The sequence below is a fragment of the Microbulbifer mixtoriginis (SeqCode) genome (assembly GCF_052467945.1).
The window spans coordinates 160,818-176,115 of the sequence record NZ_CP174328.1 but is presented as its reverse complement, the minus strand read 5'-3'; the positions used below and the strand labels follow the sequence as shown (position 1 = coordinate 176,115).

Sequence of the window (15,298 nt, the reverse complement as noted above, 5' to 3'; positions counted from 1 at the left end):
CATTGTTTCACTCCCAAAGCCCTAGAGTGCCCCTATAAAACAGGGAAGAGAATCATGACCACTCTTATCAAGCACATCCGTGAATCTGTTATCGGCGATCGCACACCGATTCCGACTCCTTTTGGACCGAGGCCTTTGGTTTATGCCGATTACACCGCTTCCGGTCGTTCATTGAGGTTTATCGAAGATGCCATCCGTCAGCAGGTACTGCCCTACTACGCCAATACCCACAGCGAGAGTTCCTTTACCGGTGCCCAGATTAGTGCGCTGCGCGAGGAAGCGCGGGAAGAAATTCGCCGTGCGGTCAATGCAAGCCCCGAACACAAGGTCATTTTTTGTGGCTCTGGCGCCACCGCTGCGATCAACAAGCTGATCGATATCCTCAACATGCGTTTGCCGGCTGACCTGGATAAGCGACACCAGCTACTGGAGCAAATCCCTCCGCAACAACGGCCGGTGGTTTTTATCGGACCCTACGAGCACCATTCCAATGAATTGCCCTGGCGGGAAAGTATCGTCGAACTGGTTTCTATTCCCCTGAATCGCCAAGGCGGGCTGGATCTAAACGGTCTGGAATCCATGTTGCAGACCTACGCCGAGCGTCCCGTGAAGATCGGCAGTTTTTCCGCCGCCTCCAATGTGACCGGCATTAAAACCGACGTAACGGCCGTCACCCAACTGCTGCACCGCTACGACGCCCTATCTTTCTGGGACTATGCGGCTGCCGCACCCTATGTGGGGATCGACATGTGCGCAGTTGGGGACAATGGTGAAGATGCGAATAAAGACGCGGCCTTTATCTCGCCACACAAGTTTGTCGGCGGGCCGGGTACACCCGGTATCCTGGTGGTACACGAGCGGCTGTTAAAAAATTCTGTACCGGCGACTCCCGGCGGGGGCACAGTGCTCTATGTTACCCCGCAGGATCACCGCTACCTGGAGGACCCGGAGCGCTGTGAGGAGGGCGGCACCCCCGCCATTGTCGAGTCCATTCGCGCCGGCATGGTCTTCAAACTGCAGGGGATGGTGGGCACAGAAGAAATTGCCAGACGCGAAGAGCAGTTTATCAACCGAGCGCTGCAGCGCTGGTCCCGTGAAGAAAATATCGAAATTCTCGGCAACCTGCAGGCACCTCGCCTTTCCATCGCTTCACTGCGTATTCTCTGGCAGGGCAAGGACTTGCACTACGGTTTTGTTGTGGCACTGCTCAATGATCTGTTTGGTATCCAGGCCCGCGGTGGCTGCTCCTGTGCCGGCCCCTATGGGCACGCACTGCTCGGCATTGATATGGAGCACAGCCGCGCTCTGGAAGAACAGATTCTAAAGGGGCAAAAACTACTACGACCCGGCTGGGTGCGCCTGAATTTCAATTATTTTATCGACGAAGGCACCTTTGAATACTTGCTAGAGGCAGTTGTCCTGGTCGCACAGCACGGCTGGAGGCTGCTGCCCTATTACGCCTTCGACACGGCTCAAGGAGTCTGGCGCTTCCAGCAAGAAAAACTCGGCCCAATTGTCAGCTTGGCAGAGATGGATTTTTTCGCAGGGGCAATAAACGAAGAAGAGGAGCCTCAACCGCTAAGGAACCTGAGCGACTACCTTGCTATCGCGGAGGAGGAACTATGCCGAGCTCGGCCGGAGGCGCATTACTGCGAATTAACACTACCTGCAGATGCCGAAGCACTGCGCTGGTTCACCAGCCCCAGGGAGGCAGCGTTGGCACTCTGAGGCCGCAACCCCAGAGCTTCAATGATCAACGCAACAGCAGCAGGGGTTGCCGGGTTTTTAGCAGCATCTTGGCGGTGATGCTCCCCATTAACAGATCACGCAGGCGATTGTGGCTGAAGGCCCCCATCACTGTGAGGTCAATCCGGTGTTCTGACTGATAGGCAATCAAAGCTTCAACCGGATTGCCCTCCAGGTGGCTGGCTGTAACCGCCAGCCCCGCAGTATCCAGCTCAGCGCTGGCCTGCGCCAGCAGCTTCTCCGCCACATCCGCAGGTCCCACATTTACCAGATGGCAGGACATCTGCCGGAACAGAGGGCTCTCTGCCACCAGCGACAGGGCCTTGCGCGCGGCTTCGCTACCATCGTAAGCGAGCATAATGCGCTTAGGTGGCTGGAATTCCCGGTTAACCACCAGAATCGGCTTGTGCAGGGCACGCACCACCGTCTCCAATTGCGCACCCAGGCCCTGGTCAGAATCCGCGTGCTCTTCACCGCGAATACCGAGCACCAGCACACGAATCGAATCCTCAAGCTCCACCACGGACTCGGGCAAGCTGTCGTGGCGCTGGCAGCTCATTACCTGCTCCACTCCAGCAGCCTCAACGCGAGTACGCGCGGCCTGCAACATCAGTTTGCCCTGTTTTACCAGCAACTGCGCGCGCTGTTGCTCCAGCGCGGTCAGCTCTTCCAGTAACTCTTCCTGGCTGCCGAGGCCGATGCTACCAGTGAAGTCCGTTACCGCAGGGACCTCACTGCGTTCGATGTTATGCAACAGCTTTAACGGCGCACCCAGGCTATCGGCCAGCCAGGCCGAATAATCACAGACTGCGCCGGTGTAATGGGAGCCGTCGATACAGGAGAGTATCAACGGCGGTGTAGCACCATTACCAAAGGAGTTATTGTTATTGTCGCTGTTGCTTACGGCCATCAATGTCCTCCAAGAACCCGTTCAATTTCCTCGGGTTTATCATGTACGCCGAACCGGTCGACGATTGTCTCACTGGCTTGGTTAAGTCCCACCAGCTCTACCTGGGCGCCCTCGCGACGGAATTTCAGCACAACTTTGTCTAGGGCGTTCACCGCGGAGATATCCCAGAAGTGTGCGCGGCTGAGGTCGATCACTACCGTATCCACGACTTCTTTGAAGTTGAATGATGCGGTGAATTTATCGGCGGAATTAAAGAAAACCTGCCCAATCACTTTATAGGTACGACGACTCTGCGCCTCGTCCAGTTTACTGCTTACATACATAAAGTGGCTGACTTTGTTGGCAAAAAATAGCGCGGCCAGCAACACTCCAACAAACACACCATAAGCCAGGTTATGAGTCCACACTACCACAATCACAGTGGCCAGCATGACCAAATTGGTGGAGAGCGGATAGTGTTTCAGGTTGCGAATGGAGCTCCAATCAAAGGTGCCGATAGAGACCATGATCATGACCGCCACCAGGGCCGCCATAGGGATCACCGCCACCCAGTCACTGAGGAATACCACCAGGGTCAACAGGCCAATACCGGCCACCAGGGTGGAGAGTCTACCGCGACCGCCAGACTTCACGTTGATTACCGACTGGCCAATCATGGCGCAACCGGCCATACCACCGAGGGAGCCTGCAGCGATATTGGCGATCCCCTGCCCCTTACACTCGCGGTTTTTATCGCTGTTAGTATCGGTCAGGTCGTCGACAATGGTTGCCGTCATCAGAGATTCCAGCAGACCGACCACAGCCAGGCCAGCGGAATAAGGAAAGATAATCTGCAGGGTTTCAAAATTCAGCGGTACTTCGGGCCAGAGGAAGATCGGCAGAGTATCCGGCAGTTCACCCATATCGCCGACGGTACGGATATCCAGCCCCATGGTTACGGCCACTGCGGTGAGCAGTAGGATACACACCAGCGGTGAGGGCACCGCTTTACCAATCACCGGAATATAGGGAAAAAGATAAATAATCCCCAGGCCCGCTGCGGTCATGGCGTAGACCTCCCAGGTGCCACCGATCAACTCGGGCATCTGCGCCATAAATATCAGAATGGCCAGGGCGTTCACAAACCCGGTCACCACCGCCCGGGACACAAAGCTCATCAGGCTGCCCAGCTTGAGGTAACCGGCAATAATCTGCAGTACCCCGGTGAGCAGCGTCGCCGCCAGCAGATACTGCAAGCCGTGCTCCTTCACCAGCGTCACCATCAGCAGTGCCATGGCACCCGTGGCCGCGGAAATCATACCCGGCCGGCCACCCACAAAGGCGATCACCACGGCAATACAGAAGGAGGCGTAGAGTCCAACCCTGGGGTCCACCCCCGCAATAATAGAGAAGGCGATCGCCTCTGGAATAAGAGCCAGGGCCACTACCAGGCCTGCGAGAACGTCGCGACGTATATTGCCGAACCAGTCGGCTTTGGTCGATGAGAGCAGCGATGGAAGGAACATAAACGCAATAAATTTGAATTGATCAAAAAAAGGCCGCGCACTCTACCACATGCACAGTCCCCCCGCATAAACCCCCACTACAGACCAAAGATTCAGCGGATAGACCTTCGCCTTCAGTCTCCCCAGCCCTAGCTTTATTCATCTTCCCCGGCCCCTTAGCACTAGCGGACAAAGCGGACAGCGGACACTTTTTGCGGACACCCCCGAAAAAGCCCCGCACTACCAATAACTCAAAAAATCCTTATTTTTCAATGAGTTAACAATTATTTCAAAGTTGGCACAGCCCTTGCTGAATACCCGGCAAAACCAGTTTTTTTGATTTGCATCCGAATAGAAAATTTTTTGCATCCAAGTTGGAAAAGCAAAAGCCCCAATTAGAGAGTAATGGAAAGCGAGATGATCAGAGACACTTCCAGGCAAGATACAAAAATCGAAGCCGTGCCGCTGTGGAAGAATCCAAAAGTAATTAAGAGTACCCTCGGCCTCGGCCTGGCCACCGCTTTCCTCACCTGGGGTATCAGCGCCTGGCATAGCACCAGCTCCGTGGATAACACCCTATCTCTATCAAGGATCAATATCGCCCAAGTGGAGCGCGGTGATCTAGTGCGCGACCTGGTGGTTCAAGGCAAAGTCGTCGCCGCCAACAGCCCCACCCTGTTCAGCCCCGCTCAAGGTATCGTGAAGTTTTCCGTGAAAGCCGGAGATACCGTAAAGGCCGGTCAGATCCTCGCCAGCGTCGACAGCCCAGAGCTGTCCAACCAACTGGCCCAGGAAAAGGCGCAACTGAACCAGCTCGGTGTGCAGCTGCAACGGCAGAAAATCCAGGCCAAGCGCCAACAGATGGAGAACGAGCAAAAAGCCGACCTGGCCAAAGTCGATCTCACTGCAGCTAAGAGGGAGTTAAAGCGCTCCGAACTCTCGATGGAGAAACAGATTATCTCCCTGCTCGACTTTGAGCGCAGCAAGGATGAAATGGCCCGCGCCCAGCTGGAATACCAACAGGCCGTACAAAATGCAGAGCTGGAGAAAGAGTCCCTCACCTTTGAAACCCAGACTCTGGAGCTGCAGCTATCACAACAACAACTGCAAGTGGAGGAGTTGGAGCGCCGTGTGCGCGAGCTGCAGATCCTCTCTCCAGTGAATGGCACTGTCGGCAGTCTCGCCGTCACCCAACGCAGTGCAGTGCCCGCTAATTCACCGCTGATCACTGTAGTGGATCTCACCAGTTTCGAATTGGAAGCCGCCGTGCCAGAAAACTACGCCGACGACCTGGGTCTGAATATGGCCGTGGCCATCAACCTTGGAGGGCGGGAACTGCCCGGCGAAATCACCGCGATATCCCCTGAAGTCATCGACAGCCAAGTCATCGCCCGGGTGCGCTTTAGCGAGGGACAACCCCAAAACCTGCGCCAGAACCTGCGCCTCACCGCTCGCGTACTGCTGGAGAACCGCAATGATGTGTTGCTGGTAAAACGTGGAGGCTTTCTGGATCAGAGCGGCGGCCGCTTTGCATTCCGTCTCAACGATCAACAACAGGCAGAGCGCGTTGCCATTCAAGTCGGCGCGCTGGGATTGAAGCAAGTGGAAATTGTTTCCGGCCTGCAAGAGGGCGATCAAATCATTATTTCCGCCTCCGAAGGATTGGATACGGCGCAGCTGATTGCCCTGAAAGAATAGGTCAAACAAGACATTCGGCACGCGCAAGCTACACCCACTCAGCTTCCGCGATTCATTAAAGATTTAAAAAATTCAGTGATAAACAAGGAATATCGCCATGCTTAAAATGCATAACGTCCGCAAGAGTTTCCGTACAGACACCATAGAAACCCACGCCCTGCGTGACTTCAGCCTGGAAGTAAAGGAAGGGGAATTTGTCTCTGTCACCGGTCCAAGCGGCTCCGGTAAAACCACCTTTCTCAATATCGCAGGGCTACTAGAAACCCCAACCGGTGGCCAATATTTGCTGGACGGTGAAGATGTCAGCAACCTGAATGACCGCCAGCGCTCCCTCCTGCGCAACGAGAAAATCGGTTTTATTTTTCAGGGATTCAACCTGATTCCAGATCTCAACCTATTCGACAATATCGATGTGCCTCTGCGCTATCGCGGCTTTAATGCTAAAGAGCGCCGTAAACGCATCGAAAAAGTTCTGGAACAAGTAGGTCTATCTGCCCGAGCCAAGCACCTTCCAGCACAGCTATCCGGTGGCCAGCAGCAGCGTATCGCCATCGCCCGTGCCCTGGCCGGCGAACCGCGCTTCCTGCTCGCGGACGAGCCCACCGGAAATCTCGACTCCCTGATGGCGCGCCAGGTTATGGAGCTTCTGGAGTTTATCAATGAATGGGGCACCACTATCGTGATGGTCACCCACGACCCCGAGCTGGCCCGCCGCGCGCATCGCAATATTCAGATTGTGGATGGGCAAGTGTGTGATCTGCGCCCGGTCACCAAGCAACCTGAAGCCGCTACTGCTTAAGGAGCCTGCAGTAATGATTGGATACTATATTTCCCTGGCACTGCGCAGCCTGCGCAGTACACCGATATTAAGCGCACTAATGGTCGCGGCCATCGCAGTGGGTGTTGGTGCCTCCATGACAGTGCTTACTTTGAACTACACGATGTCAAAAAATGCTCTTGAGCATAAGGATGACGTACTTTTCGCAGTACAACTCGATGGCTGGGATGTTAATAAAGCCTACGATAGCGCCAACGAAATTCCCTGGCAGTTGACCTTTAAAGATGCCGAGGCCCTGCTGCGTTCCGATATTCCCACCCACCAAGTGGCTATGCATCGCTATGGTTTCACCGTGGAACTGGAAGATTCTGCAACCCGGCCTTTTACCGCAAACACCCGTGTAACCACCCGTGATTTCTTCGCCCTATTCGATGTTCCTTTTATCTATGGCGGTACCTGGGCTCAGGCTGCCGACAATTCGCCCACGCAAGTTGTGGTGCTTTCCAAAGCCACTAATGAAAAATTATTCTCGGGGAAAAACAGTGTAGGCAAAACAGTCGTATTAAATAGCCTGCCTTATACTGTCATTGGCGTTATTGATACCTGGAAGCCCTCACCCAAAGTCTACGATATAAATAACAGTCCTTTCGCAGAGGTCGAGTCCCTTTTTGTGCCTTTTGGTCTTCACCGCAAGCTGGAAATGCATAGCTGGGGTAACACTAATGGTTGGGACCACTCCAACCCTGAAAGCTATGATGAATTTCTGCAGAGCGAGTATATTTGGGTTCAATACTGGGTAGAACTTAGCAACCACGAACAAAAAGAGCAGTACGAACAATTCTTAACCGCTTATATTCAACAGGAAAAACTACAGGGACGTTTTCAAAGGCCTCTTAAATTTGCCTTAAGTAAACCTTCGGAATGGCTAGTGCTCAACGAAGTACTCAGTGATGACAACCGCGTTCTGGGCTGGGTCTCATTGGCCTTTCTACTCGTATGTATTATTAATGCTGTAGCCTTACTCTTGGCCAAATTCTTGCGTAAAGCTCCCGAAGCAGGCGTGCGCCGCGCACTGGGCGCCAGTCGCAATGCCATTTTTACTCAGCACTTAATTGAAAGTGCCACCATCGGAATTATCGGCGGTATAACAGGCATTTTTCTTGCCATCTTAGGTCTCAGTGGCATCCGTTACCTTGCCATGGGACAAATTGATACGCTACCGACTATGGACTGGCTCATGATGATCGCAGCTATCGGTTTAGCACTTATGGCCAGCTTATTGGCAGGTTTCTACCCTGCTTTAAGAATAAGCCAAACCAATCCCTCCATTTATCTAAAAACCCAGTAAGGACGAACCATGCTTGAACTAAAACCCATGCTGTCCGCCCTCTGGCGCAACAAGATCTCCGCACTACTAATAGCTCTACAGCTCGGACTAACCTTGGCAATTATTAGTAATACTGCAGTTATTATTCATGACAGGATTGAAAAGATAAGTCGCCCCACAGGAATAGATGTAGACAACATCATTACCGTAGGTTTGATGGCTATTCCCCAAGACTATGACTTCAAAGAAACCGTTCGTGCCGATATGGATCTTCTACGAACAGTTCCCGGCATTATAGATGCTTCCTACACCCAGCATATTCCGATCTCGCAGTCTGGCTCTTCCTCTAAGTACTTCAATAAACCTAATCAGGAAATCGGTGGCGAGCGCAGCAATTACTATTTTGTTGATACCCACTTTATCAACACAATGGATCTCAAACTGGTCGCAGGTCGTAATTTCACAGAAAATGAAGTTAGCATGGATAACTCCGACGAGTCTGATAAAAGCGCTGTAGTTATTATTACTCAGCAAATGGCAAATAGCCTTTATCCAGACCAAAACCCAATAGGAAAGCCTGTTTTCCCTGGAGCCAGCTCTGAACCAATGGAAATTATTGGAGTTGTAGAGCGCCACCTGGGCGCTTGGGTTGACTGGTCAAAAGCCGGTAACGTAATTTTTATTCCTGAAATTAAAAATAGACGTAATACTAAATATTTGGTACGCACAGAAAGTGGAAAGCGAGACGAGACTCTTAAAATACTTGCGGAAAAATTGTATGAGCAAGACCCCCAGCGAGTAATCACCGTCAAGACGCTATCTGAGCATGTAGACCGCAGTTACGCTATCGATAATTTGATGGTTAAAGTCCTCTCCGTTGTTGCAGCAATGCTCAGCTTTATCGTAGCACTGGGAATTGTCGGCCTGACAATCTTCTGGATTAATCAACGGGCCAAACAAATTGGCGTAAGGCGTGCACTAGGTGCAACCCGCACTAATATCAGTCGTTATTTTCTGATTGAAAACAGCCTGATTGCCGCTACTGGTATTGCCCTGGGCAGTGCCGCAGCCTTAATCGCCAACCAATATATGGTGCGCGATTACTCCCAGCCGGTATTAACCCTGCTGCCACTCACTATCTGCGCTCTATTGGTACTGGTTGTCAGTCTTGCTGCAGCTCTAGCACCAGCACTGCGTGCTGCCAATATTTCCCCGGCGACTGCAACACGAAGTGTATAAAGATTGGACTTGGTGGTCAGCCTTCTTAATAGCCTGACCACTATTCTTAAGAAAACATAGAAGGATTTTTTATGCGCAATTATTTTGGAGCTGTAGGTTTTACAGCTATATCGCTTTTCATGTCCACAGCACTTGCCGAGCAGCACCCAGTCGTTGCCGGCCCTCAAGCCACAAAGGAATTAGAACAAGAAATCACAACTGTGGATTCACAACTGTTTGATGCAGTTTTCAACAGCTGTGACATCGACAAACTGAGCCAGCTTGTAACCGAAGACTTGGAAATGTACCACGATAAATGGGGAAAAACCGCAAGCTCAGCGCAAGAGTTTCTCGATGGTATTAGTGGGATGTGTGAACGACAAAAATCCGGCAGCGATATCAAGGCACGCCGCGAGTTAATTGCTAAAAGCGTAAAGATATTTCCAATCAACAACTACGGCGCGATCCAAACCGGAACGCATAATTTTTATGGTATTCACGCCAACAACAAAGAAGTACTGCGTGAAAGTGGACAATTTACCCATCTCTGGCAAAAGGTAGATGGGCAATGGAAACTCGCCAGGGTGCTGAGCTTTGATCACCAACCTGCTAACAATAGCCAATAACTCCTAACACTTTGGTGAACGCCTTCCGCTGGGGCACATATTGCCCTAGCTGCAGTTCCCCCTTAATACCCACTCATTGCATAATGCTCAGCTTACAAGCTGGCTCTTGGCCCTATGGATAAAATACTCATTATCGACGATAACAGCGGTATCGTCTCAGCCCTAGAAATACTGTTGTCACTGCACGACCTACAGCCTCTCTGCGCCATTACCCCCCAGGCAGGTCTGCAGCTGTTGCGGGAAAACCGGGATATCAGCCTGGTGATCCAAGATATGAATTTCACCTCGGATACTACCTCTGGTGAGGAGGGACGCGAATTGTTTTTTGCCATTCGCGAAATTAACCCAGATCTACCCATCATTCTTTTGACCGCCTGGACGCAATTGGAAATGGCCGTGGAGCTGGTCCGCGCCGGTGCTGCCGATTATCTGGGCAAACCCTGGGACGATAACAAGCTGATTTCCACCATCAATAATCTTCTTGAACTCGGTGAATTGCAAAAACGGCAACGAGCTTCCCAGCAAAAGGCCATCGATGCCCGCAGTGAATTACAGGATAAATTCGACTTGCGCGAGATCATCTACCGCAGCGATAAAATGCAACAACTGCTAGAGATGGCCACGCAGGTGGCCAAATCTGATGTACCAGTTCTAATTACAGGGCCCAATGGAGCCGGCAAGGAAAAAATTGCCGAAATTGTGCAGGCCAATTCCATGCTACGTGACGAACCTTTTGTAAAGATCAATGTGGGCGCCCTACCGGAAGAGCTGATGGAAGCAGAACTATTTGGTGCCGAGCCAGGCGCCTATACCGGCGCTGGTAATAAGGCCCGTGAAGGACGTTTCGAGGCCGCCGATGGCGGCACCCTCTTTCTCGATGAGATCGGCGAACTTTCTGCCAGTGGGCAGGTGAAGTTATTGCGCGTACTGCAAACCGGCGAGTTCCAGCGGCTCGGTAGCAGTCAAACCCGCAAGGTTAAGGTTCGGGTGATCAGTGCCACCAATAGCGATCTGCCCCAGGCCATCACTAATGGCAGCTTTCGCCAGGACCTGTTCTACCGCCTGAATGTGATTGAGTTGCGCCTGCCCCCTCTGTGTGAACGCCCCGAGGATATAGCCCCGTTGGCCATGAATTTTTTACAGGATAACGGCAGTTCAAAAAAACTCTCCCCCCAAGCGTTGACCGCCCTAACCCGCTATCAGTGGCCCGGCAATGTGCGTGAACTGCAAAACGTGATGCAACGCGCTTCGGTTCTCTGCCGTGGAGATACGATAGATGAAGCACTGCTTGCCCTGCCGAAACAGGCCTCAATAGACAGAGCCGAAGTACATTTCGAGCCCAGCCGCGAACTCCTACAGCAAACGCTGGCCAGCTGTAATGGCATTATCGCCCAAGCTGCCAGGGAACTGGGCATGAGCCGTCAGGCACTGTATCGCCGACTGGACAAACACGGTATTCCCTATTGATGTCGAAATATTTCTCTCTGGAAGGCCGTATCCTCGCCTTCTCCATATTGGCTCTAGCCATCGCCGCCGGCCTGCCGTGGTTATTAAGCCTTATTGGTTTGGACGCCCGTCTCTCCTGGACCCTGGGCCTTATCCTGGGAATTTGTACTCTTATCAGCCTGATACGTCTGGCACTAAAGCCCCTGACCTCCACCCTGAAATCCCTACAGGGTGGATTGCTCAACTTTCGCGATGGTGACTTTTCTATTTCACTGGTCTCTCCCCGGGATACTGAACTGAGCAAGATCACGAATTTATACAATGATATCGGCGAACACCTCAGACGCGAACGCGCCCATATTTATCAGCGGGAATTACTTCTGGATACAGTAATACAAAGCTCTACCCAGGCTTTGATCCTGGTGGACCAGAGTGATCATATTATTTATTCCAACAGTAGCGCTAAAAAGTTACTCAATGGCGGGAAACCTATTCAGGGTTTACTGTTGCAAAAGTTGCTGCCCAACAGCCCGAAAGAAATTGCCAGCGCCATACAAAATTGGGATAACGGCCTGTTTAATTACACGGATAAATATGGCAGCCACTCCATGCATATTGGCAACAGCACATTTGTACTCAACGCCCACAAGCACCGCCTGATTGTTATGCGCGAGATGACAAAGGAGCTCACCAAGGCGGAAGTAGAGGTATGGAGAAAAGTGATTCGCCTGATTAGCCATGAATTAAATAATTCCCTCGCCCCCATCTCCTCCCTGGCCCACTCAGGAAAAATGCTGATCGCCAAACCGGATAAAGCCGCAGCGCTTGGAAAGGTGTTCGATATTATTGCCGAGCGCTGCAAACACCTGACTGAGTTCACCCAAGGCTATGCCAGCTTTGCCAAATTACCCCCACCAAGCTGTGAACTAGTCAGCTGGCAAGAACTTGTAGAACGCATAGCCCCCTTACAGGAATTTATTTTAAAAGGTGAACTACCAGAGCGACCAGGCTACTTTGATCCGGTACAAATTGAGCAAGCTCTACTAAATTTAATCAAAAATTCCCGTGAAGCAGGCTCCGGCAGTAATGATATCGAACTGTCGATTCACACTGATGGCCTGGGTCAACAACTGGTTATTGCCGACCGTGGTTGCGGCATGAGTGAAAAAGTGTTGCAACAAGCGCTGCTGCCATTTTTCTCTACCAAAGAACAGGGAGTGGGCCTGGGCCTCGCCCTCTGTAGAGAAATTGTCGATGCACACGGAGGGCACATTCAGTTAATGAACCGAAACGGTGGCGGCTTGCAAATCTCACTATGGCTACCCTGGGAGCAAGAAACTTAATAGCAAAAATTTAAATTAAACAATTAAAATAGAAATTAAGCCTTCCAAGAAGGATTAAGATAAAAAAATAATTCCAGAGTGTGCACCCACTATCTCAGTGCAAAGCAACGTAAATAACCGAGTAAAAAAATACCAAGTCCATCACAAAAAAAGTGCTGTGGCTCTTCCCTCTTACTTCGTTGAACAACATGGGGCTACTGAATAGTTCAGCCGGCCCTTAAGGTTCGGGTAATGCACCGGCAAAGTGCCCTTAAAATTTATAAAAATCTCCCGAGCTCTTTGTTAAAACAAAAATGAAAGAAGGGATCAATGCTAAAAGTAAATAGTCTGCTGCCCGTCAGCGCGCTTGCTCTCAGCCTGATGGCTGCGAGCAGTTACGCTGCACCCTCACCTCAGCTACAAGGTGGCAATCAGTTCGACCTGGTAATCGCCAACGAAGCCAAGCTGATCGACATGCTCAAGCGCTCAGGCCGAATTAGTAAAAATGCATCCATTGGCGAAGCCGAGCGCACTCTACACCAGTTTCTGAAAGAACGTGCCAGTAAAAGCCAGAACCTGGCCCAGGATTTGTCCAGTGAAACGGTACAAATGATGAAGCATGCCCGTGGCGGCAAGCATCCCAGATTAGGGCGTGGTAAAGGCAAGGGGCGCTTCCATGGCATCGGCCATGCACCGGCACCCATTCAGCTCGAAAACTATGAAGGTGAAATGCGTACCGCGAAGGTTCTCGCAATCTTGATGGACTTCCCAGATTTCCCCCACAACAGCATTGAGCCAGGGGAAACGGATATGTACTACGAGGACTATGCCGCACAACACTATGCAGATCTGCTGTTCTCCCAACAGGGCTTTACTGGCCCCCAGGGTGAAAACCTACTGTCTATGCAACAGTTCTACTGGCAACAATCCGGCAATAGCTACTCCGTCGAAGGTGCAGTAGTAGGTTGGTACACTGCCAGTCAGCCAGCAGCTTTCTATGGTAACAATGAAAACGGCGATGCCCGTGCTTTGGTGCGTGAAGCACTGCAGGCTGCCGCAGCAGATCCCAGCGTTAACCTCGCTGACTTCGATATCGAAGACCGCTACGACCTGGATGGGGATGGCAACTATTGGGAAGCCGACGGCTTGGTGGACCACATTATGATCTTCCATTCCTCAGTGGGGGAAGAAGCTGGTGGCGGCCAGCTGGGAGAAGACGCGATCTGGGCGCACCGCTGGAATCTCGGCGATGTTTTCTCTATTGAGGGAACTACCGCGTCAGTGGATTACTGGGGCGGCACCATGGCGGCCTACGACTACACAGTACAGCCTGCCGACGCAGCAGCAGGTGTTGTCAGTCACGAGTACGGCCATGACCTGGGTCTACCCGACGAGTACGACACCGATGGTTCCGGCCGCGGTGAACCCGTCTCCTCCTGGTCAATCATGTCCAGCGGCAGCTGGGCCGGTGTTATCCCTGGCTCAGAACCCACGGGTTTCTCTGCTTGGGCAAAGGAGTATTTGCAAACCAACCACGGCGGCAATTGGCTGCACGGTGAGACCATCGCCCTGCAAGATATTCCCCGCCGCGGCATCCCGCTCCTGCTTGACGAGGCGGTACACAAGGGCACCAACAACGATGCGATCCGTATCGACCTTCCCAAAAAGGAAGTGGTCGTGACCGTACCAACCAGCGGTGAGTACGCCTATTTCAGTGGCAGTGATAACAACCTGCAAAACTCCATGGTAATCCCTGTCGACCTGACCGATGCTCAGAGCGCAAGCCTGACCTTCAAGGCCTGGTATGACATTGAGCAGGATTGGGATTACGGTGCGGTTATGGTTGACCTGGGTGAGGGCTTCGTCTCTATTCCCGGTAACATTACCACCGAGACCAGCCCCAATGGGCAAAACCCGGGCTTCGGTATTACCGGCAGCTCCAGTGGTTGGGTCGATGCCGAATTTGACCTGAGTGCCTACGCTGGCCAACAGTTCAACCTGTCCATCGCCTATATTACCGATGCCTATGAAGCCAACTCCGGCCTGTTTGCCGATGACATCACCATCAATGTCGACGGCCAAGCCACCCTCTTCGATGATGCGGAGAGCGACGGCAACTTCAGCCTGACCGGTTTCAGCCGCCACCCCGGCTACAACCTCCACGACCACTACTACCTGTTGGAATGGCGTACCCACCGCGGTGTAGACCAAGGTCTGGCACACATAAATGTGGCCGGCCAAATGCTGACCTATAACGAGGGTCTTCTGATTTGGTATGCGGACACCAGCTATGAAAACAACTGGGTAGGTGTCCACCCCGGTAATGGCTTCCTCGGCGTAGTCGATGCAGATCAGCAGGTTCTGAAGTGGAGCGATGACTCCGTTGCATCTACTCGCTACCAAATCCACGATGCCACATTTGGTGTCGACTGGGCCCAGCGGCTGACACTGGATCTTCTGGAAGATTACGGCATCACCATGACCGATATCCACAACCGTCCCCAGCGGGTATTCAACGATCGCAGAAGCTTTAGCAGCGATGAGATCCCCGATGCCGGCCGCGCGATTACCCCTTACGGTTTGAAAGTTCGCGTAGTCACGCAGAGCAGAGACAAGTCGGTAGGTAAAATCCTTATCTCTCAGAAGTAATTCTGTTTTGAGATAAATCTGAAAGGCGGCCAGATGGCCGCCTTTTTTATAAGCGAATAAGATTTCTTCTTATTTCGTTTCCCTTCTGCAGCAA

The 15,298-nt window shown here is 52.1% G+C and carries 11 protein-coding genes; 9 read left to right on the top strand and 2 right to left on the bottom strand.

The window, feature by feature from the left end:
* Positions 1-54 precede the first annotated feature (54 nt).
* Positions 55-1,728: an aminotransferase class V-fold PLP-dependent enzyme gene (locus tag ACJJIJ_RS00780; RefSeq protein WP_444938392.1), complete on the top strand. Its 1,674-nt coding sequence runs from the start codon at positions 55-57 to the stop codon at positions 1,726-1,728.
* A gap of 25 nt (positions 1,729-1,753) precedes the next feature.
* Here the strand turns inward: ACJJIJ_RS00780 and ACJJIJ_RS00775 are convergent, their stop codons facing one another.
* Together ACJJIJ_RS00775 and ACJJIJ_RS00770 are read right to left on the bottom strand one after the other, a co-directional pair.
* A complete protein-coding gene (locus tag ACJJIJ_RS00775; protein ID WP_444938391.1) occupies positions 1,754-2,656 on the bottom strand; it encodes a universal stress protein in 903 nt (300 codons plus the stop codon).
* Positions 2,656-4,161, bottom strand: coding sequence for a SulP family inorganic anion transporter (locus ACJJIJ_RS00770; RefSeq protein ID WP_152451629.1), 1,506 nt, complete (start codon positions 4,159-4,161; stop codon positions 2,656-2,658). The genes ACJJIJ_RS00775 and ACJJIJ_RS00770 overlap by 1 nt, the downstream gene beginning before the upstream one ends.
* A gap of 396 nt (positions 4,162-4,557) precedes the next feature.
* Between ACJJIJ_RS00770 and ACJJIJ_RS00765 the strand changes: the two genes are divergently transcribed.
* From ACJJIJ_RS00765 to ACJJIJ_RS00730, 8 genes are all read left to right on the top strand, one after another.
* Positions 4,558-5,838 (top strand): efflux RND transporter periplasmic adaptor subunit, encoded by a 1,281-nt coding sequence (locus tag ACJJIJ_RS00765; RefSeq protein WP_444938390.1) that lies wholly within the window; start codon positions 4,558-4,560, stop codon positions 5,836-5,838.
* Between the two features lie 97 nt (positions 5,839-5,935).
* On the top strand, positions 5,936-6,637 hold the full coding sequence (locus ACJJIJ_RS00760; RefSeq protein ID WP_444938389.1) for an ABC transporter ATP-binding protein: 702 nt from the start codon (positions 5,936-5,938) through the stop codon (positions 6,635-6,637).
* A gap of 13 nt (positions 6,638-6,650) precedes the next feature.
* Positions 6,651-7,964, top strand: coding sequence for an ABC transporter permease (locus ACJJIJ_RS00755; protein ID WP_444923374.1), 1,314 nt, complete (start codon positions 6,651-6,653; stop codon positions 7,962-7,964).
* Between the two features lie 9 nt (positions 7,965-7,973).
* Entirely contained in the window at positions 7,974-9,182 is a 1,209-nt protein-coding gene (locus ACJJIJ_RS00750; protein ID WP_444938388.1) for an ABC transporter permease, read from the top strand.
* A gap of 71 nt (positions 9,183-9,253) precedes the next feature.
* Positions 9,254-9,787, top strand: a complete 534-nt coding sequence (locus ACJJIJ_RS00745) for a nuclear transport factor 2 family protein (protein WP_444903903.1) — start codon at positions 9,254-9,256, stop codon at positions 9,785-9,787.
* A 114-nt stretch (positions 9,788-9,901) separates the two neighbouring features.
* Positions 9,902-11,254, top strand: coding sequence for a sigma-54-dependent transcriptional regulator (locus ACJJIJ_RS00740; RefSeq protein WP_444938387.1), 1,353 nt, complete (start codon positions 9,902-9,904; stop codon positions 11,252-11,254).
* On the top strand, positions 11,254-12,576 hold the full coding sequence (locus ACJJIJ_RS00735; protein ID WP_252084651.1) for a sensor histidine kinase: 1,323 nt from the start codon (positions 11,254-11,256) through the stop codon (positions 12,574-12,576). The genes ACJJIJ_RS00740 and ACJJIJ_RS00735 overlap by 1 nt, the downstream gene beginning before the upstream one ends.
* A gap of 309 nt (positions 12,577-12,885) precedes the next feature.
* On the top strand, positions 12,886-15,204 hold the full coding sequence (locus ACJJIJ_RS00730; protein ID WP_444938386.1) for an immune inhibitor A domain-containing protein: 2,319 nt from the start codon (positions 12,886-12,888) through the stop codon (positions 15,202-15,204).
* The last annotated feature ends 94 nt before the right edge of the window (positions 15,205-15,298 follow it).